This is a genomic window from Xylanimonas allomyrinae (genome assembly GCF_004135345.1).
Lineage (GTDB): Bacteria > Actinomycetota > Actinomycetes > Actinomycetales > Cellulomonadaceae > Xylanimonas > Xylanimonas allomyrinae.
On sequence record NZ_CP035495.1, the window covers coordinates 242,977 to 265,113 of the forward strand.

The 22,137-nt window shown below is 74.9% G+C and carries 19 protein-coding genes and 1 pseudogene; 11 read left to right on the top strand and 9 right to left on the bottom strand.

Going from position 1 to position 22,137, the window contains the following annotated elements; genetic code table 11:
• Nucleotides 1–6: 6 nt before the first annotated feature.
• Complete coding sequence (locus ET495_RS01060) at nucleotides 7–474, bottom strand: DUF3515 family protein (protein ID WP_129201914.1); 468 nt, start codon at nucleotides 472–474, stop codon at nucleotides 7–9.
• Between the two features lie 44 nt (nucleotides 475–518).
• Here ET495_RS01060 and ET495_RS01065 point away from each other — a divergent pair, with 44 nt between their 5' ends.
• A complete protein-coding gene (locus tag ET495_RS01065; protein WP_129201916.1) occupies nucleotides 519–1,520 on the top strand; it encodes a thiamine-phosphate kinase in 1,002 nt (333 codons plus the stop codon).
• Between the two features lie 41 nt (nucleotides 1,521–1,561).
• On the opposite strand, the gene ET495_RS01070 is transcribed toward ET495_RS01065, so the two are convergent.
• Nucleotides 1,562–2,098, bottom strand: a complete 537-nt coding sequence (locus ET495_RS01070) for a GNAT family N-acetyltransferase (protein ID WP_129201918.1) — start codon at nucleotides 2,096–2,098, stop codon at nucleotides 1,562–1,564.
• 166 nt (nucleotides 2,099–2,264) lie between these two features.
• On the bottom strand, nucleotides 2,265–2,456 hold the full coding sequence (gene rpmB / locus ET495_RS01075) for a 50S ribosomal protein L28 (protein WP_111251620.1): 192 nt from the start codon (nucleotides 2,454–2,456) through the stop codon (nucleotides 2,265–2,267).
• A 250-nt stretch (nucleotides 2,457–2,706) separates the two neighbouring features.
• On the opposite strand from rpmB, the gene ET495_RS01080 reads away from it, so the two are divergent.
• The 9 genes from ET495_RS01080 (at nucleotide 2,707) to mutM (ending at nucleotide 11,156) form a co-directional block, all read left to right on the top strand.
• On the top strand, nucleotides 2,707–4,458 hold the full coding sequence (locus tag ET495_RS01080) for a DAK2 domain-containing protein (protein ID WP_245993225.1): 1,752 nt from the start codon (nucleotides 2,707–2,709) through the stop codon (nucleotides 4,456–4,458).
• Nucleotides 4,455–6,713 (top strand): ATP-dependent DNA helicase RecG, encoded by a 2,259-nt coding sequence (locus ET495_RS01085; protein ID WP_129201920.1) that lies wholly within the window; start codon nucleotides 4,455–4,457, stop codon nucleotides 6,711–6,713. Before ET495_RS01080 ends, ET495_RS01085 begins: the two co-directional genes overlap by 4 nt.
• 208 nt (nucleotides 6,714–6,921) lie before the next feature.
• Entirely contained in the window at nucleotides 6,922–7,518 is a 597-nt protein-coding gene (rsmD, locus tag ET495_RS01090) for a 16S rRNA (guanine(966)-N(2))-methyltransferase RsmD (protein WP_129201922.1), read from the top strand.
• A 4-nt stretch (nucleotides 7,519–7,522) separates the two neighbouring features.
• On the top strand, nucleotides 7,523–8,020 hold the full coding sequence (coaD, locus tag ET495_RS01095) for a pantetheine-phosphate adenylyltransferase (RefSeq protein WP_129201924.1): 498 nt from the start codon (nucleotides 7,523–7,525) through the stop codon (nucleotides 8,018–8,020).
• Nucleotides 8,017–8,595: a F0F1 ATP synthase subunit B family protein gene (locus ET495_RS01100; RefSeq protein ID WP_129201929.1), complete on the top strand. Its 579-nt coding sequence runs from the start codon at nucleotides 8,017–8,019 to the stop codon at nucleotides 8,593–8,595. The genes coaD and ET495_RS01100 overlap by 4 nt, the downstream gene beginning before the upstream one ends.
• A 154-nt stretch (nucleotides 8,596–8,749) precedes the next feature.
• Nucleotides 8,750–9,304, top strand: a complete 555-nt coding sequence (locus tag ET495_RS01105) for a YceD family protein (RefSeq protein WP_211340945.1) — start codon at nucleotides 8,750–8,752, stop codon at nucleotides 9,302–9,304.
• A gap of 2 nt (nucleotides 9,305–9,306) precedes the next feature.
• Entirely contained in the window at nucleotides 9,307–9,501 is a 195-nt protein-coding gene (gene rpmF / locus ET495_RS01110; RefSeq protein WP_129201931.1) for a 50S ribosomal protein L32, read from the top strand.
• Nucleotide 9,502: 1 nt separating this feature from the next.
• On the top strand, nucleotides 9,503–10,222 hold the full coding sequence (gene rnc / locus ET495_RS01115; RefSeq protein WP_129201933.1) for a ribonuclease III: 720 nt from the start codon (nucleotides 9,503–9,505) through the stop codon (nucleotides 10,220–10,222).
• Nucleotides 10,215–11,156 carry a bifunctional DNA-formamidopyrimidine glycosylase/DNA-(apurinic or apyrimidinic site) lyase gene (mutM, locus tag ET495_RS01120; RefSeq protein WP_129201935.1) on the top strand — a complete coding sequence of 314 codons (942 nt, stop codon included), beginning with the start codon at nucleotides 10,215–10,217 and terminating at the stop codon, nucleotides 11,154–11,156. The genes rnc and mutM overlap by 8 nt, the downstream gene beginning before the upstream one ends.
• A 3-nt stretch (nucleotides 11,157–11,159) precedes the next feature.
• Here mutM and ET495_RS01125 read toward each other — a convergent pair whose 3' ends face one another.
• The 6 genes from ET495_RS01125 to ET495_RS19570 form a co-directional block, all read right to left on the bottom strand.
• Entirely contained in the window at nucleotides 11,160–12,134 is a 975-nt protein-coding gene (locus ET495_RS01125; protein ID WP_245993226.1) for an NAD(P)-dependent oxidoreductase, read from the bottom strand.
• 40 nt (nucleotides 12,135–12,174) lie between these two features.
• Nucleotides 12,175–13,995 carry a thiol reductant ABC exporter subunit CydC gene (cydC, locus tag ET495_RS01130; RefSeq protein ID WP_129201937.1) on the bottom strand — a complete coding sequence of 607 codons (1,821 nt, stop codon included), beginning with the start codon at nucleotides 13,993–13,995 and terminating at the stop codon, nucleotides 12,175–12,177.
• Nucleotides 13,992–15,755: a thiol reductant ABC exporter subunit CydD gene (cydD, locus tag ET495_RS01135; RefSeq protein WP_129201939.1), complete on the bottom strand. Its 1,764-nt coding sequence runs from the start codon at nucleotides 15,753–15,755 to the stop codon at nucleotides 13,992–13,994. Before cydD ends, cydC begins: the two co-directional genes overlap by 4 nt.
• Nucleotides 15,756–15,762: 7 nt before the next feature.
• Nucleotides 15,763–16,851: a cytochrome d ubiquinol oxidase subunit II gene (cydB, locus tag ET495_RS01140; RefSeq protein WP_129201941.1), complete on the bottom strand. Its 1,089-nt coding sequence runs from the start codon at nucleotides 16,849–16,851 to the stop codon at nucleotides 15,763–15,765.
• A 27-nt stretch (nucleotides 16,852–16,878) separates the two neighbouring features.
• Entirely contained in the window at nucleotides 16,879–18,381 is a 1,503-nt protein-coding gene (locus tag ET495_RS01145; protein ID WP_129201943.1) for a cytochrome ubiquinol oxidase subunit I, read from the bottom strand.
• A 215-nt stretch (nucleotides 18,382–18,596) separates the two neighbouring features.
• Nucleotides 18,597–20,027, bottom strand: a complete 1,431-nt coding sequence (locus tag ET495_RS19570; protein ID WP_425471225.1) for a pentapeptide repeat-containing protein — start codon at nucleotides 20,025–20,027, stop codon at nucleotides 18,597–18,599.
• Here ET495_RS19570 and ET495_RS19575 point away from each other — a divergent pair.
• Nucleotides 19,953–22,117, top strand: a pseudogene (locus ET495_RS19575) (Rne/Rng family ribonuclease). The gene ET495_RS19570 and the pseudogene ET495_RS19575 sit on opposite strands and share 75 nt — an antisense overlap.
• Nucleotides 22,118–22,137: the final 20 nt, after the last annotated feature.

Below are 22,137 nucleotides of genomic sequence, written 5' to 3' on the forward strand. Positions count from 1 at the left end.
CGCTGTTCACGAGCACGTCGCGGTCGCCGCGACGTGCGACACGGCCTGCGCGAGGTCGGCGATGAACGACGTCGAGTGGTCCGCGGTCACCGTGGGCGGCACCGTCACCTCGACCGCGGGGTCGCGCCCGAACGTCGTGAACCGCCACGTGCCGTCGTCGCCCGCCTCGATGATCCAGTCGACGGTGCCGCCGGGCGCCTCGACCTGCTGGCAGTCAGGCGAGGGCCCGGGCGGGGTGACACCGCAGCGCAGCGTCACGGCCGCGCCCCCGGTGCCCCACGCGGCCGTCGCCTGGGCGGCGGTGCGGGCCTTGGACAGGTCGCCGGCCAGCACGTCGGGCAGCGCCAGCATCACCGGGGCGCACGCGGGGTTGACGGCGTCGGGCGCGGCGTCGACGGCGATGGTCGGCGCGCAGGCCGCCGTCGCCGCCACCAGGGCGGCCGGGGGAAGCAGGGACAGGGCGCGGCGCAGCACCCGCCCACCGTACTCGGGCCGCCTGCACGGTTAGGGTTCCTCGGGTGACGGAACGTGTGCGCGACCTCGACGAGACCGCTCTGCTGGCCCGCATCTTCCCGTTGCTGCCCCCGGGCGCCGCGACGCTCGTGGGCCCGGGCGACGACGCCGCCGTGGTGGCCGCGCCCGACGGCCGCTACGTCGTGTCGACGGACGTGCTGGTCGAGGACCGCCACTTCCGCCGCCGCTGGTCCACCGGCTATGACGTCGGGGTGCGTGCCGCCGCGCAGAACCTGGCCGACATCGCCGCGATGGGCGGGCGGCCGACGGCGCTCGTCGTGGGACTGGGCCTGCCCGGAGACCTGGAGGTCTCCTGGGTCGAGGGCTTCGCCCGCGGGCTGGCCGACGCCTGCACCCGGGCGGGTGCCGCCGTCGTCGGCGGGGACCTCTCGGGGGCCGACACCGTGCTGGTCTCGGTCGCCGTGCACGGCGACCTCGGCGGGGCCGCGCCGGTGCTGCGCTCGGGCGCCCGCCCCGGCGACGTCGTCGCGCACGCCGGCGTGCGGGGACGCTCGGCCGCCGGGCTCGCGCTGCTCTCCGCCGGCGCGGCAAGCCCCGACGACGGCGCGCCCAGCGCGCACGGTCCGCTCGCGCCCTACGTGGCGGGGTTCCTGCGCCCGGAGCCGCCGCTCGACGGCGGACCCGCCGCTGCGGCCGCGGGCGCGACGGCGATGCTCGACGTCTCGGACGGGCTGCTGCGCGACGCGGGACGCATCGCGCGCGCCAGCGGCGTCGTCGTGGACCTGGAGGAGGCCACGCTGGCGACGTCGGTGAGCGACCTCGCTCCGGCCGCCCGGGCACTGGGGGAGACCGCGTCGGCGGCGCTCGCGTGGGTGCTGTCGGGCGGGGAGGACCACGGCCTGCTCGCCACGTTCCCGCCCGGTGCGACGCTGCCCGCCGGGTTCACGCGCCTGGGGTCGGTGCGCGCCGGTGACGGGTCGCCGCGCGTCACGGTCGACGGACGCGCACCCTCGGCTGGCCCCGGCTGGGACCACTTCCGCGGCTGAGCCGGGCGACCTCAGGCGAGGCGACCTCAGGCGAGGCGACCTCAGGCGACCGCGCGGCGGTAGCGGACCTCGGTGAGCGGGACGCCGCCGATCTCGTCGATGCGCTCGACCCCGTCGGGGTGGAAGCCGTGGCGGCGGTAGAAGTGCTGTGCGCGGTCGTTGCCCTCCAGCACCCACAGCGTCATCTCGGCCCCGGCGGGGACCTGCGCGAGGACGGTGCGCATGAGCTCGCGGGCCACGCCGCGGCCCCAGGCGCGCGGTTCGAGGTACATCGCGTAGAGCTCGTGCGTTCCGGTCTCTGCGTCCTCGTCGGCGGACAGGCCGAAGCTCGCGAACCCGAGCGTGCGACCCGACTGCTCGGCCACGAGCACGTGGCTCTGCGTCGCGGAGCCCTGCTTGGTGGTGAGCACCGACTGCCACCGGCTCGCGCGCACCTGCGGGTCGAGGTCGGCCAGGTAGTCGGCAGGGAGCAGGCCCGCGTAGGCACCCTGCCACGACGTGACGTGCACCTGCGCGATGCGCGAGGCGTCGTCGGGCGTGGCCGGCCGGATGGTCACGCCGTCGAGATCCACCGTCATGGCGTCAAGAGTGCCACCGCGAACGCGATTACCCAAGACTCTTTGGTGGAGTCTTCACGAGTTCTTGGATTCTCCAGGGTCGGTGCCCGGCGACACCGTCGTCGGCGCGTCGGCGCACGCGAAAGAGCCCGCCGGGACAGACCCGGCGGGCTCTTTCGCGTGCGGCTCAGATGGCGCGCGTCACCTTGCCGGCCTTGAGGCACGAGGTGCAGACGTTCACGCGCTTGGGCGTGCCTGCGACCACGGCACGCACCCGCTGGATGTTGGGGTTCCAGCGGCGCTTCGTGCGGATGTGTGAGTGCGAGATGCTGTGCCCGAAGCCCGGGCCCTTGCCGCAGACGTCGCAGTTGGCAGCCACGGTGTCTCCTGTGGGTCGTGCACGTGGCCACTGCACGGATCCGCGCAGCACCGACGTGGTGATGGAAGAGGTTCTGGGGGCCCAGCACGCGCTGGGCAACCACGACAGGATACCCGACCGCGCAGGGGGCTACCAACGTGCGCTCGGTCACCGGCTCGCTGGTGACGGCTCGCTGTGGATGCGGGCCGGACGTTCCCGGCGGGCAAGGCTACCGTGGGGGCCGACCTGCCCGACGACCGAGGAGGACCGCGTGCCCCGTGCCGTGAACGCCGCGAGCGCCCGCGTCACCGACGTCGCGGACGTCGCCGTCGTGCGTGCGTGGGCGCGGCTCGCGGCCGGGGCGCTCGGGCGCGAACGTGCCGCGATCGACCAGGTGAACGTGTTCCCGGTGGCCGACGGCGACACCGGGACCAACATGTACCTCACGGTGCGTGAGGGCGCGCGCGCTGTCGCCGCGGCCCCCGACGACGCCGGGTCGGCCGCGCTGCTGCGCCGGTTCGCGCGCGGCGCCCTGTTCGGGGCGCGCGGCAACTCCGGGGTCATCCTGTCGGAGTGGCTGCGGGGCCTCGCGGTCGCCGCCACACGCGGCGACGCCCCCGCGCGCGCCCTCGACGTCGCCGCGCGCTCCGCGCGTTCGGCCGTCGCCCACCCCGCGCACGGCACGATCCTCACGGCGGCCGACGTCGCCGCGGCCACGGCGCACGACGTCGCGGCCCGGTCCGGCGCGACGGCCGACGACGTGCTCCTGGCCGCCGTGCGCGGGGCGCGCGACGCCGCACTGTCATCGGTCGAGACGCTCGCACCGCTCGCGCGCGCCGGGGTGCTCGACGCCGGGGCTGCCGGGCTCGTGCTCGTGCTCGATGCCCTGCGCGTGGCCCTGGCGTTCGCTCCGCAGGCGGCCGAGGAACCCGCGGGGCGCGGCATGTCGGTGGCGACGACGACGATGCTCACCGTGATGCCCGTCAGCCTTGGCCTGAACCTGACCGGCCACGAGGTGCCGGCCGTGAGCGCGCCGCAGCACGAGCACCACGAGCACCACGAGCACGCGGACACCGACGAGCTCGAGGTGATGTTCGTGCTGCGGCGCCCCGCCGGCGCGCACGGCTTCGCGCCCGGCGCCGTCGCCGACGCGCTGCGCACCGACCTCGCGCGCGTGGGCGGCTCGGTCGTCGTCGTCGGAGGGCAGGACCTCGCTCCGGACGCGGGCAGCCGCGATGGCGGTGCTGGTGGCGATGCCGGTCCGGGTGCCTCCGGCGACGCGGACCCCGGCGAGGACTCCGTCTGGCAGGTCCACGTCCACACGCCCGACCTCGGCGCCGCTCTCGCCGTCGCCCGGCGCTGGGCGGGGCGTGGGCGCGTCGAGCCCGTCCACGTGCGGCATCTCGCGGTGCCGGACGACGCGCTCACGGTCGTCGCAGCGACGGCCGCCCCGGCGCTCGCCGCCGAGCTCGCGCGCGCCGGGGCCGTCGTCCTGGTGCCCGTGCCTCCGGTCGGCGTCGCGCCGCGCGATCTTGCTCTCGCCGCGCTGGGGTCGGGGCGGCAGGCGCTCGTGGTCGGCCCCGCGCCCGACGCCGTGCGCGCCGCGGCACGGCGGCTGGCAGCAGAGCACGAGGACGGCGCGGAGCGGACGGACGGCGCGGAGCGGACGGACGGCACGGCGGGCGGCGTCGTCGCGCTCGACGCCCCGACGGACATCCATGCGGCCGTCGTCGTCGCGGCGCTCGCCGCCGCCGCGGACGACCCGCGGGCCGACGTCGTGGACGTCGTGCGCGGTGCCCTCGGCGGGCTGCGGGTCGCCACCACCGATGCGGCCGACGCCGCCGCCGCACTGGGCGCGCTGCTGTCCACGGGCGGCGAGGTGGTCACGGTGCTCTCCGACGACGACGTGCCCGGCGCGGTCGCCGAGGCGCTCGAGGCCGCTGCGGCGAGCCGCGGCGCGGAGTGCGTCGTGCTGCGGACCGGGCGCGCGGGGACGGGCGTGACCCTCGGGGTCGAGGGATGAGCGCCGTGGGCCGGCTGCACGAGCCGCTCCACCGGCTGCTCGGCACCCGCACCGCCAACGCGCTGGGCAAGCTCGAGCTCGAGACCGTCGACGACCTGCTGCGGCACTACCCGCGCCGCTATGCCGACCCTGGGCACCCCACCGACATCGGCAGCCTCCAGCTCGGCGAGCACGTCTCGGTGCTCGCACACGTCGAGCAGGCCACGGTGCGAGGCTTCGCCGGGGGCGGCGGCGCCCGGCTCGAAGCCGTCGTCACCGACGACCGGCACCGGCTCGTGCTGACGTTCTTCGCCAAGCACGCCGGGGCGCTGCGCTACCACGAGCAACGGCTCAAGCCCGGGGCCTCGGGCGTCTTCTCCGGCACCGTCGGCGAGTTCAAGGGCAGACGGCAGCTCACCCACCCCGACTACCTCATGGTCGGCGCCGAGGTCGACGACGACGAGTCCGCGCTGTACGAGGCGAGCCGGCCCATCCCGATCTACCCGGCCACGGCGTCGATGCAGACGTGGAAGATCCAGCGGTGCGTGCGCACGGTGCTCGACACGCTGACCGAGGACGACGTCCCCGACCCGGTGCCGGCCGAGGTGCGCGCACGCGAACGGCTGGTGAGCCGGCTCGACGCGCTGCGGCTGGTGCACCGGCCCGCGTCGTCGGCCGACCACGCCCAGGGCCGGCGCCGGCTGCGTTTCGAGGAGGCGTTCGTGCTCCAGGCCGCGCTCGCGCAGCGGCGGGCGCGGGCCGAGGCACAGGACGCGACGGCGCGCCCGCCCCGCACCGGCGGGCTGCGCGAGCGGTTCGACGCCGCCCTGCCGTTCACGCTGACGCAAGGTCAGGTCGCGGTCGGGGAGGACCTCACCCAGGACCTGGCCCGCCCACGGCCCATGCAGCGTCTGCTGCAGGGCGAGGTCGGCTCCGGCAAGACCGTCGTCGCGCTGCGGGCGATGCTCCAGGTCGTCGACGCCGGAGGGCAGGCCGCGCTGCTCGCGCCCACCGAGGTGCTCGCCGCCCAGCACGCGCGCACCCTGCGGGCCATGCTCGGACCGCTCGCCGAGGGCGGCCTGCTCGGCGGCGACGCCGACGGCACGCGGGTCGCGCTGCTGACCGGGTCGCTCGGGGCAGCCGCCCGCAAGGAGGCCCTGCTCCAGGCGGCGTCCGGGGAGGCGGGCATCGTCGTCGGCACGCACGCGCTGCTGGGCGAGCACGTGCAGTTCGCCGACCTCGGCCTCGTCGTCGTCGACGAGCAGCACCGGTTCGGCGTCGAGCAGCGCGACGCACTGCGCGCCAAGGGCCGCACGGCACCGCACCTGCTGGTCATGACGGCCACGCCCATCCCGCGCACCGTCGCGATGACCGTCTTCGGCGACCTCGAGGTCTCGACGCTGACGCAGGTCCCGGCGGGCCGCTCGGGCATCCAGACCGTCGTCGTGCCCGCGGGCAACCCACGATGGATGGAACGCACGTGGCAGCGCGTGCGTGAGGAGGTCGACGCCGGGCACCGGGCGTACGTCGTGTGCCCGCGCATCCACCCCGACGAGCCCGCGCGGCCTGCCCCCGGCACCCCGCGCGCACCCGCGGCTGCGCCCGCCGACGCCGAGGTCGACGACGCCGACCTCCTCGCCCCCGACGACGGCGACCGCCCGCCGCTGCGGGCCGTGCTCGAGGTCGCCGAGGAGCTGCGTGCGACCCCGGCGCTCGCGCGCCTGGAGATCGAGGTGCTGCACGGGCAGCTCACCCCCGCCGACAAGGACGCCGCGATGGGTCGCTTCGCGGCGGGTGCCGCGCAGGTGCTCGTCTCGACGACGGTCGTCGAGGTCGGCGTCGACGTGCCCGAGGCGACCGTCATGGTCGTGTTCGACGCCGACCGGTTCGGCCTGTCGCAGCTCCATCAGCTGCGCGGACGCGTCGGGCGCGGGTCGGCACCCGGGCTGTGCCTGCTGGTCTCGACCGCCCCGCCCGGCTCCCCGGCCGCGGCCCGCGTCGAGGCGCTCGCCGAGACCACCGACGGGTTCCGGCTCGCGCAGCTCGATCTGGAGCTGCGCGCCGAGGGCGACGTGCTCGGCGCCGCGCAGTCCGGGCGTACCAGCGGGCTGCGGCTGCTGCGCGTCGTCAAGGACGCAGACCTCATCGAGGACGCGCGCCGCGAGTCCGCCGCCGTCGTCGCGGCCGACCCGGACCTGACGGGGCATCCGGCGCTCGCGGCGGCCATCGCGGCCACGCTCGACCCCGACCAGGAGGAGTTCCTGGACCGGGCGTGAGGGCGTGCCGCCGCGAGTCCAGAAGGCAGGCGGCGTCGCGGCGACCCGCGAGGCGGCCGTGACGCGCGTGACACGGCAGGCCACCCCGCCCTGCGACCTGCCGCGTCGACGCCAGGAAGCGCCCGGGGTCCGTGCGGCGCACCGCCACGCGTGGCCGCACGGCGCCCCCGTTCACCGTCGAGGCTGCCCCCTGGCTACGCTCGCTCGCATGACCAGGATCGTGGCGGGCTCCGTCGGCGGCCGCACCCTCCGTGTACCGGCCAAGGGCACGCGTCCCACGAGCGAACGCACCCGCGAGGCGATCTTCAGCCGCCTCGCGCACGACGGCGTGCTCGACGGCGCCCGTGTGCTGGACCTGTACGCGGGCTCGGGCGCGCTCGGGCTGGAGGCCGCCTCGCGTGGGGCGGCACACGTCACGCTCGTCGACTCCGCGCGTGGTGCCGTCGAGGTCGCGCGGCACAACGTGAGCGCGCTGGGGCTGGGCGGGCGCGTCCGGGTCGTGGGCGGCGACGCAGCGCGGCACGCCGCAGGGCTCGCCGCGACACCGGGCGACGGGCTCGACCTGGTGTTCCTCGACCCGCCGTACGACCTCGCCGAGGACGCGCTCGCCTCGGTGCTCGCGGGCCTCGCGGTGCCGGGTGTGCTCGCCTCCGGCGCCGTCGTCGTGGTCGAGCGGTCCACGCGCAGCCCCGAGCCGGCCTGGCCCGCCGGTCTCGCGCCGACCGCGCGCAAGGACTACGGCGAGACTGCCGTGTACTACGCCGAGCCAAATGCGCGGGTCGACGACGTGCCCGCCGTACCGTGATCGGGTGACCACCGCCGTCTGCCCAGGGTCGTTCGATCCGTTCACCCTCGGCCACCTCGACGTCGTGCGCCGCGCCCGCTCGCTGTTCGACGTCGTCGTCGTGGGTGTCGCGAAGAACCCTGGCAAGGCCGGGCTGCTTCCGCTCGACACACGTGTCGCGCTGGTACGCGCGGCGCTCGCCGCCGATCCCGCGACGGCCGACGTGCGTGCCGAGGTGGTGCCCGGGCTCGTCGTCGACTTCTGCCGCAGGCATGGGGCGAGAGCCATCGTCAAGGGGTTGCGCGGGGGTGCCGACCTCGACGCCGAGACGCCCATGGCGCTGATGAACCGGCACCTGAGCGGGGTCGAGACCGTCTACGTCACCGGCGACCCGGCGCTCGCGCACGTCGCGTCGTCGCTGGTCAAGGACATCGCGCGGCACGGCGGCGCGATCGAGGACCTCGTGCCCGACGGTGTCGCGGCCGCGGTCCGTGCAGCACTCTCACCGCAGGAGGAACGATGACCCAGCAGAAGGGCGAGCTCTCGCCCTCAGCTCTGATCGACGTCTTGGACGAGCTGGCAAGCCTCGTCGAGGGCGCCAAGCCCGTGTTCCTGTCGTCCGACGTGCGGGTCGACCGCGAGGCGCTCATGGGCCTGGTCAACGAGCTGCGCCACGGACTGCCCAGCGCCGTCGAGCGTTCCGACGACCTGCTCCGGCAGGCGCAGGCCGAGCTCGACGACGCCCGGCGCTCGGGCGAGGAGATCGTGACGGCGGCGCGGCAGCGCGCCCTGGAGCTCGTCGAGCAGGAACAGGTCGTCGCTCAGGCGACGTCACGGGCCGCGGACATCGTGGCGGCGGCCGAGCGTGAGGCGGTGACCTTGCGCACCAACGCGGACGAGTACTGCGACGCGCGGCTCGCGTCGTTCGACGCCGACCTCGATGCGCTCAAGGGCCAGGTACGGGCGGGGCGCGCCAAGCTTGCCGAGAGGCTGGGACCGGACGCGGGCCGCCCGCGCTGGGACCACGTGCCCGAGCCCGACTGGCCGGACGACCGGCCGGGCGAGCCGGTGGTGCGCCCGGGCAGGCGCGAGGGCTGAGGCCGGGTGTCGGGCGTCACCGCCCCGTGACGTTGGCCTGACCCGCTCGATGGCATAGACTCGTGCGCTGGCCCTTGCGAGGGCCAAGATCCCTTCCTTGCACCACACCACCTTGACGGAGCCTGCCATCAGCACCGAACCGCGCTCGCCGCTCGTGCTCGACACGCACGAGCTTTCGCGGCGTCCCGGCACGATGCGTGAGTTCGCGCAGGTCGTCCCGGCACCCGCGGACCTGGGCACGGCGGTCATCGGCATCCCCGAGGGGGCAGACCTCACCGTGGGCCTGCGCCTGGAGGCCGTCATGGAGGGCGTCCTCGTCTCCGGCGTCGTGCGCGGCACGGCGGTGGGGGAGTGCGTGCGGTGCCTCGACCCGGTGACCGAGGAGGTCACGGTGCGGGTTCAGGAGCTGTTCGGCTACCCCGAGCGCGTGCGCGCGGCCGAGGCGGCCGGCGACGACGAGCTCGAGGACGAAGAGGCCGTGCTCGACGGGGACCTGGCGGACATCGAGCCCACGGTTCGGGATTCCGTCGTCACTGCACTACCATTTCAACCGCTGTGCCGTCCGGACTGCCCCGGCCTGTGCTCCGAATGTGGAGCACGCCTCGCGGACGACCCGGACCACACCCATGACGTCGTCGACCCTCGCTGGTCGGCGTTGCAAGCCATGCTCGAGCAGACGAGCGTGACCGACGAGACGAAAGAGAGCTAGCCGTGGCTGTTCCCAAGCGCAAGATGTCGCGCAGCAACACCCGTGCGCGCCGCTCGCAGTGGAAGACCACCGCGACCGCCCTCACGACGTGCCCGAATTGCAAGGGGCAGAAGCTGTCCCACACCGCGTGCCCGACCTGTGGCACCTACAAGGGCCGTCAGTACGCCGAGGCGCTGCGCACCGAGCACGTGGGCTGACATGCCCGCACACGGCAAGGCCGCGCCTGCGCGGCTCGAGCCGGCCGCTCTACTCGAGAAGCTCGGGGTCCACCTGGACCCCGAGCTTCTTGTCCTTGCCCTGACCCACCGGTCCTTCGCGCACGAGGCGGGCGGGCTGCCCACCAACGAGCGGCTGGAGTTCCTGGGCGACACCGTGCTCGGGCTCGTCGTCACCGAGACGCTCTACCGGCGGCACCCCGACAAGTCGGAGGGTGAGCTCGCCAAGATGCGCGCCGCGACCGTCTCCCAGCGGTCGCTCGCGGCCGTCGCGCGCGTTCTGGGGCTCGGGTCGTACGTGCTTCTCGGCAAGGGCGAGCTGCGCACGCGCGGGTACGAGAAGGACTCGATCCTCTCCGACACGGTCGAGGCCCTCATCGGCGCGACGTACGTCTCCCACGGGCTCGAGGTCGCGGCCGAGCTGGTGCACCGGATGGTCGACGACACGCTCGACGCCGCCGCGGGTCTCGGCGCCGGGCTCGACTGGAAGACGTCGCTCCAGGAGGTCGTCGCCGAGCGCGGCTTCGGCGCCCCCGTCTACCACGTGGACGCCGAGGGCCCGGTGCACGCGCGCGTGTTCCACGCGCAGGTCGCGGCCGGACCGGTCCTGGGGCTCGGCACGGGCAGCGCGAAGAAGCACGCCGAGCAGGAGGCCGCCGAGCAGGCGTACCACGCGCTGCTCGCCCTCGACGCGGGTGCCTGAGCTCCCCGAGGTCGAGACCGTCCGCGCGGGGCTCGACCGCCACGTCGTCGGCGCCCGCGTGCGCGACGTCGAGGTGCTGCGCGACGACAGCGTGCGACGTCACGACGGCGGAGCCGCCGCGTTCGCGGACCAGCTGGTCGGGCGGCGGCTCGCGGCCGCGCAGCGGCGCGGCAAGTACCTGTGGCTGCCGCTGTCGGACGCCTCGGCCGATGCGGCGTCCGCCGCCTTCCTGGTCCACCTCGGGATGTCGGGCCAGCTTCTCGTGCGCGACGCGTCGTCGTCGTGGCGGCACCCCCACCTGCGCGTGCGCCTGCACCTCGACGGAGCGCCGTCGGGCGCCACGGCGCTCGACTTCGTGGACCAGCGGACCTTCGGCCACCTCTCCGTGGCCGACCTCGTTCCCGTGCCCGTCCCCGAGCCCCCCGCGCCCCGGGTCCGGGACGCCGAGCGCGTCCCGGCACCCGTCGCGCACATCGCCAGGGACCTGCTCGATCCGGTGCTGGCGCCGGGCACGGCGGCGCGCGCCACCCTCGTCGGCGCCGTACGGCGGCGTCGGACGGGCATCAAGCGCGCGCTGCTCGACCAGACCCTCGTCAGCGGCATCGGCAACATCTACGCCGACGAGGCGCTGTGGCGCGCGCGCCTTCACCACGCGCGGGCGGCCGACGCGCTGCGTCCCGTCGACGTGCGCAGGCTTCTCGACGCGGCCGAGGCCGTGATGCGCGAGGCGCTCGCCGTCGGCGGAACGAGCTTCGACTCCCTCTACGTCAACGTGAACGGCGAGTCGGGATACTTCGCGCGCGGCCTGGCCGCGTACGGCCGCGAGGGCGAACCGTGCCCCCGCTGCGGTGCCCCGATCCGCCGGAGCCCGTTCATGAACCGCAGCGCGTTCTGGTGCCCCCGCTGCCAGCCGCGCCCCCGCGTCCCGCGTTAGCGGTCACCCCCCGAGGTCGTCCTCGCGCGTGACGAGGTTGCGCAGGCCGGACCGGCCGGAGCGGGTCCAGGCGCGCACCTGGTCCGTCAGGAACGACTGGGCGCCCTGGGGGCGGCCGCCTGCGACGTGGGGCGTGAGGATCAGGTGGGGCGCGTCCCACAGCGCAGACGCCGCGGGAAGCGGCTCCGTCGCGGTCACGTCGAGTGCGGCGCCCGCGAGCGCCCCCGAGCGCAGCGCGGCGACCAGGGCGTCCTCGTCGACCGTCGCACCGCGCCCCACGTTGACGAAGCGTGCGTGCGCGGGCAGCAGCGCGAGCGTCGCGGCGTCGACGGCGTGCCGTGTGGCCGCGGTGGCGGGCAGGAGCGAGATGAGCAGGTCGGTCTCGGGCAGCAGCGCGCGCAGCCCGGCGTCGTCGACCACGGGGAAGCCGGCGCGGACCCCCGGCGTGCCCGCGACGCCTGTGACGCGCGCGCCGAGTGCAGCGAGCAGCGGGGCGAGGCGCTGCGCGATCGATCCGAAGCCCCAGATCGTCACGCGTGCGCCGTCGAGCGTGAACGTCGGCCCGGTCTCGGCGGAGGCCTGCTCCTTGCCGAGCCCGCGGTCCCACACGTGGTCGCGCTGGGCGGCGAGCGAGCGATCGATGCGCCGCACGGTCGCCAGAGCCAGCGCGAGCGCGTGCTCGGCGACGGGTGTGTCGTGCAGGCCGCGGCCCGAGGTGATCACGACGCCGGGGGCGAACCCGGCGGCCAGGACGGCGTCGGGCCCTGCGGCGAGGCTCTGCACCCAGCGCAGGCGCCCCAGGCGCCGTGCCGCATCGTCGAGCACACGGGCGGGGGAGGCCCATGTGACGAGCACCTCGGCGTCGAGGTGCTCGTCGGCGATCGTGTCACGCATGACGTACGGGGCGACGACGTCGGCGGGGTCGTCCAGCGTCGGGGTGCAGTCGAAGGGGACGTTGCCGGGTACGAGGATCTTCACCCTCGGACGCTACCGTGCCCACCCCCGGCGCCCGGCGCGGCTACCGGTGCGTGGCCTCGCGCGCGGCGGCCCAGGCGTAGTCCGCGTCGTCGCGCACCAGGTCGGCGTGCGGTGCGCGCGCGACGACGCGGGCCGGCTCGTGCACGCCTTCCGGCGCCGTGGTCCCGGCCGGCGTGGCCGCCGCGAGCAGCAGCACCTCGTCCGCGTCGTGCGCCGCGGCGAGGCGGTGCGTCGCGACGACGACGGCGCGGCCGGTCGCGCGCGCGTGGGCGGCGAGGGCGGCGACGACGGCGTCGGCGGCCGCGGCGTCGAGGTGCTCGGCGGGCTCGTCGACGAGCAGCACGCGAGCCGGGCTGAGCAGGGCGCGTGCCACGAGCAGGCGCCGCCGCTCGCCGCCCGAGACGGTCGTGGCACCACCGCCGAGCAGCGTGTCGAGCCCGGCGGGGAGCGCGGTGAGCCAGGGGGTCAGGCCGACGGCGTCGAGCGCCACGCGCGCGTCGCCGGGCGTGACGTCGCCGCGGGCGACGCGCAGGTTCTCCAGCACCGTCGTGTCGAAGACGTGGCCGTCCTCGGCGACGAAGAGCGTCGTCGTGCCCAGGGCCGCGGTGACGGTGCCGGAGCGAGGCGGCAGCAGGCCGGCGGCGGTCATCAGGAGCGTCGTCTTGCCGACGCCCGAGGGGCCCGCGAGCGCGACGACGTCGCCGGGAGCGAGCACGAGGTCGACGCCGCCGACGGCGGGTGCGGCGGCCCCGGGCCACCCGGCGGCGACGTCCGTGAGTGCGAGCAGCCCGCGTGGGGCGTCGTCCTGACCGGGCCGGTGCGGGCGCGCCTGCGACGGCCCGGGAGTGGCGGTGGGGCGTGCGGGCTGGTCCGTCAGGGTGCCCTGCCGGTCCTGGGCGTCGGCGGGCGGGAGCAGCGCGGCCAGGCGGGCCGCGGCCTCGCGCGACCGGCGTAGCTGGACGGCGGCCGCCGGGAGCACGCCCGTGACCTCGAACACGGCGAGCGGCGTGAGCACCACCACCGCCAGCTCGACGGGCGCGAGCGCCCCTCCCGAGCTCAGCGCCGCCATTCCGAGCGCGAGCGCGGCGACGACCGACAGGGTCTGGCCGACCGCACCGATCGCCGCCGAGACCCCGGCCGTGCGGGCTCCGTCGTCTCCGGCGGTGGTGAGCCGGGCGTCGGCGGCGTCGAGGGCGGCGAGCTCGTCGCCCAGGCGCCCGGCCACGCGCAGCTGCTGGCCCTCTTCGAGCAGTCCCAGCGCGCGGGTCGTGACCTCGGCGCGCGCGGCGGCCCCGGCCGCCTCGGTCGCGGCGGACGCCCGCGCGGCGAGCCAGGGCGCGAGCACGCCCGTCAGCAGCAGGCATCCCAGCAGGGCGACGGCCGCCGACGGCAGGAACGCCCCCACGAGCGCGACCGAGCCGAGCCCCACCAGGACGGCGACCCCGGCCGGCACGAGCGACTTGACCACGACCTCGCCGACGGCGTCGACGTCGGCCCCGACGCGTGCGAGCAGGTCGCCGCGCCGCAGCGCGACGACGCCCGTCACCGGGCCGCGGGCGAGCGCGTCGTACAGGTTGGCGCGCAGCGCCGACATGCCGCCGAGCGCGACGTCGTGCGAGGCGAGGCGTTCAAGGTAGCGCAGCACGCCGCGCCCGACGCCGCACGCGCGCACGGTGACGACGGCGACCGACAGCGTCAGCACCGGCGGCATCTGCGAGGCGCGGGCGATCAGCCACGCGGACACGGCTGCCAGACCCACCGAGCAGCCGAGCGCGAGCGCTCCGAGCAACATCGCGCGCAGGACTCGGGCCGGCCGCACCTCCAGCAGGGGCAGCACGGTCAGCAGGGGGTCGCGGTTCACGCGGTCGCTCCTTCGGGTGCGCGCGCCGCGACGTCGACCACCTGGTCGGCGAGCGCCAGCAGCGACGCTCGGTGGGCGACGACGACGACGGTGCGGCCGGCGTCGCGCCAGGCTCGCACGGTGTCGAGGACGACGCGCTCACCTGCGGCGTCGAGGTGGGCGGTCGGCTCGTCGAGCACGACGACGGGCCGGTCGGCCCCGGCCAGCATCGCGGCGGTGAGGGCGACCCGCTGGCGCTGCCCGACCGACAGCCCGACCCCGCCGAGCCCGACGGGTGTGTCCCAGCCTGCGGGCAGTGCTGCGACGACGGCGTCGAGGCCGGTGGTCCGGGCCGCGTCGAGGACCTCGGCGTCCGAAGGCGCGGCGTCAGCGCGGGCACCGGCGCCGCCGACGACGTCGCGCAGTCGTCCCGGCGCGATCGCGGGACGCTGCGGCACCCAGGCCACGTGGCTCCACCACCAGTCGTGGTCGACGTCGCGGAGGTCGACGAGGGTGGGCGCTCCGGCGGCGACGGAGCCACCCGAGCCGGCGCGCGCGCCGTCGTCCGAGAGCTCGAGGTGGACGCTGCCGGCGTCGGGGAGCAGCAGGCCGAGCAGCACCTGGACGGCCGTCGACTTGCCGGCGCCGGACGGGCCGCGCAGCGCGACCACACGCCCGTCGCCGGGGACGCCCGTGCCGAGCGGGATGCGCGCGCTGAGCGCCGACGGCGCCTCGACGGCCCGGTCGCCGGCACGCACGGTCACGCCGTCGAGCACGATCGCGCTCACGCGGCCGCTGGGGGAGTGCGTCGCGCGCTCGGGCACGGGTGTCTCGAGCACCGCGAACGCGCGCTCGGCCGCCGCGATCCCGTCGGTCGACGCGTGGAACTGCGCCCCGACGGCGCGCAGCGGCAGGTAGACCTCGGGCGCGAGCATGATGACGGCCAGGCCCGTCTCCAGGCTCATCGCTCCTTCGACCAGGCGCAGGCCGACGCCGACGGCGACGATCGCGACCGAGAGCGTGGTCAGCAGCTCGAGCACCATGCCGGACAGGAAGGCGACACGGAGCGTGCTCATCGTGGCCCGTTTCGAGGCGTCGCCGAGCGCCCTCACGCGGGCGCCGGGGCCGGTCTCGCGGCCGAACGCGCGCAGCGTGGGCAGGCCGGCGAGCAGGTCGAGCACCTGCGCGCCGAGGCGTTCGACGACGGCGAGCCGCCGTTCGGACGTCCCCTGCGTCATGACTCCGACGAGCCACATGAACAGCGGGACCAGCGGCAGGGTCACGACGCAGATCACGAGCGACACCCAGTCGAGCCCGAGCATCACGAGCAGGACCGCGGGCGTCACGAGCGCCGTCAGCAGCAGCGACGGCAGGTACTTCACGAGGTAGGGCTCGAGGGCGTCGAGGCCGCGGGTGGCGAGGGTCGCCGCCTCGGCCTGCCGGCCGCCGTCGGCCCACCGGGGCCCGAGGGTCACGGCGTGCGCGACGACCTGGGAGCGCAGCTCGGCGACGGTGCTGGCCGCGGCGCGCTGCGCGTACCGCTCCTGCGCCCACGCGACGACGGCGCGCCCGGCCGCGACGCCCACGAGCGCGCCCAGGGTGCGCACCGCCGTCTGGCCGGGCACGGACCCGTGGGTCACGAGCCCGGCCAGCAACGAGGCGATGAGCAGCGCCTGGGCGACGACCAGGATGGCCGACCCCAGCCCGAGCCCGGCGGTCAGGACGACGTACCGCCGGGCCGAGCGTGCCCGCTGCAGCAGGCGAGGGTCGAGTGGCTTCACGCGGGCGTCACGAGAGGTCCGACTGGTTGACGGCCGGCTTGGCGTGGCTTCCGACGGCCTCGCGGACCTTGGTCCACGACAGTCCGGCGGGGGCAGGCAGGTCCCGCGTCGTCAGACGGCGACGGAACACCCAGTACGTCCAGCTCTGGTAGGCGATCACGACCGGTGTGAGGATCACGGCGACCCACGTCATGACGGTCAACGTGTAGTCGGTCGAGGTGGCCTGGGCGATGGACAGCGACGGCCCGCCGGCACGTCCCGGCATGACGTCGGGGTACATCGACCCGAAGATGAGCGCGACCGCGGCCGCCATGGTCACGGCCGAGAGCGTGAACGCCCAGCCCTCGCGTCCCTTCGCGTTGGTCACGACGACGCCGACGAGGCACCCGGCCGCGACGACGACGGCGGCCCACGTCCAGGTCACCGAGTACGCGAGCTGTGCCCACACGACCCAGCCGCCCGCGATGACCACGGCGGCGATCGACAGGCGTCCGGCCAGGGCACGGGCGCGCGTACGCAGCTCGCCGTCGGTCTTGAGCGCGAGGAACACCGAGCCGTGCAGCAGGAACAGCACGACCGTCGTCAGGCCGCCCAGCAGGGCGAACGGGTTGAGGAGCGCCCAGAACCCGCCGATGTACTGGTGATCGGCGTCGAGCAGGACGCCGCGCACCAGGTTGGCGAACGCGACGCCCCACAGCAGCGCGGGGAGCCACGAGCCCACCTGGATGAGCACGTCGAACCGGCGGCTCCAGGCCGCCGACGCGATCTTGCCGCGGTACTCGAACGCGACGACGCGCACGATGAGGGCGAACAGGATGAGGAACAGCGGGAGGTAGAACCCCGAGAACAGGGTCGCGTACCACTCGGGGAAGGCGGCGAAGGTCGCGCCGCCCGCGGTGAGCAGCCACACCTCGTTGCCGTCCCACACCGGGCCGATCGTGTTGACCAGCACCCGGCGTTCGTCTGCCTTCTGCTCGCGTGTCCCCTTGGGGAAGAACGACATCAGCATCCCGACGCCGAAGTCGAAGCCCTCGAGGACGAGGTACCCCGTCCACAGGACGGCGATGATGACGAACCACAGGATCGAAAGGTCCATCTCAGATCTCCTGTCTCTGCTCGGCGGTCAGTATGCGAAGGACAACGGGCGGTCGGCGTCGTCGCCGTCGGCGTCGCGCGCCTCCGGTGACTCGTCGTAGACCTGCGGCACGCCTTCGATGGCGTAGCGGTGCAGCAGGCGGTACCAGATCACGCCGAGCACGGCGTAGACCACGGTGAACACGATCATCGACGTGAGGACGACGCCGGCCGGGACGGCGGTGGACACGCCGCGCTCGGTCAGCAGCCGCACCTCGTCGATGCCGCTGGGGTTGGGTGCCACGACCCAGGGCTGGCGGCCGATCTCGGTGAAGATCCAGCCGAAGGAGCAGGCGAGGAACGGCATCGGGATCGCGATGACGGCCAGCTTGGACAGCCACTTGCTGTCCGACAGCCGGCCCTTCCGGGTGGCCCACAGCGACCACACGGCCAGCGCGGCCGAGAAGACGGCGAGCCCGATCATGAGCCGGAACGACCAGTAGGAGATGCCGAGCGGCGGCGTGTACGAGATCGTCTCGCCGGCCTCGTTGGTGGCGCCGAACTTGTCCGCCATGTCCTGCTGGACGTCGTTGACGCCGGGCAGCAGCGAGTCGGGGCCGGAGAAGTGCCCGGTGCCGAGGAAGCTCGCCAGGCCCGGGACCTCGATGACGCGCGTGAGCTGGTCACAGGTCGGGTTGAGCGGGCCGATGGTCAGGATCGAGAACGCGGCTCCTTCGGTGGAGTCGCACAGTGCCTCTGCGGCGGACATCTTGCCTGGCTGCTGCTCGTACATGATCTTGCCCTGTGCGTCGCCCGAGATGATGACCCCGACTCCGGAGATCAGCATGACGACGGCACCCAGCACGACGGCGGGCCGGTACGTGTCGCGGGCGAGGGCGACGAGCTCGGGCTTCTTCGACCGAACCAGGCGCACCATCCACCAGGTGGCGATACCGCACATGAACGTGCCCGAGAGCAGGAACGACGCGGTGACGGTGTGTGGGAACGCCGCCCACAAGGTGTTGTTGCCGAGGACGGCGCCGATGGACTCCATCTCGGCACGCCCGGTCTCGGGGTTGTACGTCGTGCCGACCGGGTGCTGCATCCACGAGTTGGCGGAGAGGATGAACAGCGCGGACAGGTTCGTGGCCAGCGCGAACAGCCAGGCGCATGCCAGGTGGACCTTCTTGCTGAGGCGGTCCCAGCCGAAGATCCACAGGCCCAGGAACGTCGACTCGATGAAGAACGCGGCGAGCGCCTCCATGGCGAGCGGAGCGCCGAACACGTCGCCGACGAACCGCGAGTACTCGCTCCAGGTCATGCCGAACTGGAACTCCTGCACGATGCCGGTTGCGACACCGAGCGCGAAGTTGATGAGCAACAACTTGCCAAAGAACTTGGTCAGCCTGAGCCACCGCTCGTTCTTGGTGACGACCCACGCGGTCTGCATTCCCGCCACCAGTGGCGCGAGACCGATCGTCAGGGGAACAAGGATGAAGTGGTAGACGGTGGTGATGGCGAACTGCCATCGGGCGAGCGCGAGAACATCCATCGGGCGTCTCCTGGACTCGGAACGAGTGGGGCGCTGCCGCTCCGCACGGCTATCCCCGCACGTCGTGGCACACGAGCAGAGTGCTCGTGAACTTCTTCACGAGTCAATACGACTCGCTGTGACCTCGCTCGCACCGGCGAGAGCGGGTCATGTAGTAACAGTGAACACCCGCGATGCCCGACACGCTCACCGTGTCACCGAACGCTCGCGTGGCGTCATGGTGCGATACTGGAGCGCAACCGTCGGGGCCACATCACCCGGACGGCCACGAGTCCGCAGCTTCCGCGTCCGCACGCGGTGCCGCGGTCGGGGTGCTCGAAGGGAGCCCCGGCCGCCCGGCGTCCGCGAAGACGTGCCAGCAGCCGACCGTCACCGAGACTTCCGTCCGGTGCCGCGCCTGAGCGCGCGGCCCGCGCGACGACAGCCCGTCGGCCCACAGGTGTGGGGTGGGCGGCCGGGCACCAGGAGCACACCGCGTGACCTCTGACAACACCGGCAACACCACCCGCAAGCCCGCTCGGCGCCGTGTGACGCGCGCCGCCGGCGGGCCCGCGGCCGACGCGGGGACGACGCCGGACCTCGGCATCACGCTCCCGACGCGCGACGACCCCGCCAAGGCGTCCGCACCCGTGGACGTGACCAATCCCACGGCAGCCGCCGAGCCGCCCGCGCCCGACGCAGCCGCTGCGCCCGCGCGCCGTTCCCGGCGCGTGTCTCGCCCGGCATCGACGCCGGACCCCGAGGCGGCAGACGCCGGCACCCCGGCGCGCACGACCTCCACCCGCAGGCGGGCGGCGTCCACGCCGGCCACCGCGACACCGGAGTCCGGCACCGCGCCGACCCTCGACGGCATCGTCTTCCCGGAGCGGGCCGCCGAGCCTCGCACGGCCGACACCGACACCGACACCGACACCGCGACCTCGGACGGCGAGACCGAGCCGCGCGCCGCCAAGGCGGGCGCCAGCAAGGCCGGTGCGAGCAAGGCGGGCACCACCAAGGCGGGCACCGCCAAGGCGGGCGCGAGCAAGGCGGGCGCGAGCAAGGCGCGCACCACCAAGGCGCGCACCACCAAGGAGCGCACCGTCGAGAAGGCGGCTGCCGAGGCTCCCGCCGATGCAGCCTCCGAGGCCCCCGCCGTGGCGGCCTCCGATGCGCCCGCCGAACCCGCCGTCGAGCCCGCGGGCCCGACCGACCTCGCCGAGACGACGGCCGAAGCGCCCGTCAAGCGGCCGCGGCGCGCCGTGCGCTCGCTCGACGACATCGAGCTGCCGAACGGCCCGACCGCGACCGCCCCCGCCGAGGCGGACACCCCCGCACCCCGGCGCGGACGCCGTCGCGCCACGTCCGAGGCGCCCGCGCCCGACGCCTCGGCGCCGGTGCCCGCGAGCGGAGACGAGGCACCGGCGGTGCAGCGGCCGACGCGCGCGCGTCGCTCGCGGGCCACGCAGGCCGAGGCCGCGCAGACCGACGCGACGCAGCCCGACGCGACGCAGCCCAAGGCCGGGAGCGAGGCCGGGACGACCGCGGCCCAGGCGCCGGGGTCGACGACGCCGCGCCTGGCCACCACGGCCATGCTCTTCCAGGCACCCGACCTGACGACGTCGCGCCGGTCGCGCCGCGCGCAGGCGCCGGCCGGGCCGCCGCACCCCCAGGACGAGCCCGCCGCGCCGACGGCAGACCCTGCCGACCAGCCGGCCGAGGAGCCCGTCGAGCTCACCGAGGAGGAGGCCGCGGCGGCCGAGGAGGTCGCTGCGATCGAGGCCGAGCTCGTGGCCGACGGCGTCGAGCTGGTCGCGCTGACCGCCGACGACCTTGTCGCGGACGACGAGGACGCGGAGATCGAGTCCGCCGACGACCGCCCGCGCCGTCGGCGTCGCCGGGGAGGACGTGGTCGCCGCGGTGGCCGCCGCCCCGAGGACGACGACGAGGGCGACGAGGGCGATGACGCCGAGCCGGCCGAGACCGGCGACGACGGCGACGACGACGGCGAGGCCGAGGCCGAGGCCGAGGCCGCGGACGACGAGGCGGGCGGTTCGCGCCGTCGTCGCCGGCGTCGCCGGGGCTCGCGTGCCGAGCGCGCCGAGTCGGGCCCGCGCGGCACGCGGTCCTCCGACGAGGTCACCGCGCTCAAGGGCTCGACGCGCCTCGAGGCCAAGCGTCAGCGCAGGCGCGAGGGCCGCGACGCGGGCCGCCGCCGCCAGATCATCACGGAGGCCGAGTTCCTGGCGCGCCGGGAGGCGGTCACGCGCTCGATGGTCGTGCGGGAGAAGGACGGCCGCACGCAGATCGCGGTGCTCGAGGACGGCGTCCTCGTCGAGCACTACGTCTCCCAGCAGTCGCAGTCCTCGATGGTCGGCAACGTGTACCTGGGCCGCGTGCAGAACGTGCTCCCCTCCATGGAGGCCGCGTTCGTGGACGTCGGCAAGGGCCGCAACGCCGTGCTGTACGCCGGCGAGGTGAACTGGGACGCCGCGGGCCTCGAGGGCGGTCAGCCGCGCCGTATCGAGCAGGCTCTCAAGTCGGGCGACTCGGTGCTGGTGCAGGTCACCAAGGACCCGATCGGCCACAAGGGTGCCCGCCTGACGTCGCAGGTCACGCTCGCCGGCCGGTACCTGGTGCTCGTGCCGGGCGGCGGCATGACGGGCATTAGCCGCAAGCTGCCCGACGTCGAGCGCAACCGCCTCAAGAAGGTGCTGCGCGAGATCGTGCCCGAGGGGCAGGCGTCATCGTGCGCACCGCTGCCGAGGGCGCGTCGGAGGACGAGCTCAAGGCCGACGTCGAGCGCCTCCAGGCGCAGTGGAACGCCATCTCCGCGAAGGCGGGCAAGTCCAGCACGAGCGCCCCGGCGCTGCTGCAGGGCGAGCCCGACCTCGCGATCCGCGTCGTGCGGGACATCTTCAACGACGACTTCACCTCGCTCATCGTGCAGGGCGACGGCGCGTGGCAGGAGGTCTCGACGTACGTCGAGGAGCTCGCCCCGGACCTGCGCGAGCGTGTGACGAAGTGGGCCGAGCCCACGGACGCCTTCGCGGTGCACCGCGTCGACGAGCAGCTCGCCAAGGGCATGGACCGCAAGGTCTGGCTGCCCTCGGGCGGGTCGCTCGTGATCGACCGCACCGAGGCGATGACCGTCATCGACGTCAACACCGGCAAGTTCACCGGTGCGGGCGGCACGCTCGAGGAGACCGTCACGCGCAACAACCTCGAGGCGGCGGAGGAGATCGTCCGCCAGCTCCGGCTGCGCGACATCGGCGGAATCATCGTCATCGACTTCATCGACATGGTGCTGGAGTCCAACCGCGACCTGGTGCTGCGGCGTCTGGTGGAGTGCCTGGGCCGCGACCGCACCAAGCACCAGGTGGCCGAGGTGACCTCGCTCGGCCTGGTCCAGATGACGCGCAAGCGTGTGGGCCAGGGCCTCGTCGAGGCGTTCAGCGAGACGTGCGAGCACTGCAAGGGCCGCGGCTTCATCGTGCACACCGAGCCCCTGGAGAAGGGCGGCAGCGGCCACGCCGAGACGCCCGACGCCGGTGCCGCGGCCGGTGACGCGAAGCGCACGCGCCGCAAGCGCGCCACCCGGTCCGCCGAGCCGGTGCCGCACCTCGAGCTGCCCAAGTTGCCCGAGGGCAACTCGCCGGAGCGCGAGGCCGTCAAGGCGACGCTCGCGACGATCGCGGCCGCGGCCGCGCACGCGCACGACCAGGCGGCGATGCCGCCCGCCGACGCCGAGGCCTGATCCCGTGGCCGCGCGCCCTT

Bases quoted from the DNA above. Each gene is read 5' to 3' on its own strand.
- ET495_RS01085 (WP_129201920.1), top strand. From the start codon at position 4,455: ATGAGCGCCGTGGGCCGGCTGCACGAGCCGCTCCACCGGCTGCTCGGC.
- ET495_RS01100 (WP_129201929.1), top strand. From the start codon at position 8,017: ATGACCCAGCAGAAGGGCGAGCTCTCGCCCTCAGCTCTGATCGACGTC.
- ET495_RS01070 (WP_129201918.1), bottom strand. From the start codon at position 2,098: ATGACGGTGGATCTCGACGGCGTGACCATCCGGCCGGCCACGCCCGAC.
- cydB (WP_129201941.1), bottom strand. From the start codon at position 16,851: ATGGACCTTTCGATCCTGTGGTTCGTCATCATCGCCGTCCTGTGGACG.
- rsmD (WP_129201922.1), top strand. From the start codon at position 6,922: ATGACCAGGATCGTGGCGGGCTCCGTCGGCGGCCGCACCCTCCGTGTA.
- ET495_RS01145 (WP_129201943.1), bottom strand. From the start codon at position 18,381: ATGGATGTTCTCGCGCTCGCCCGATGGCAGTTCGCCATCACCACCGTC.
- rnc (WP_129201933.1), top strand. From the start codon at position 9,503: ATGCCCGCACACGGCAAGGCCGCGCCTGCGCGGCTCGAGCCGGCCGCT.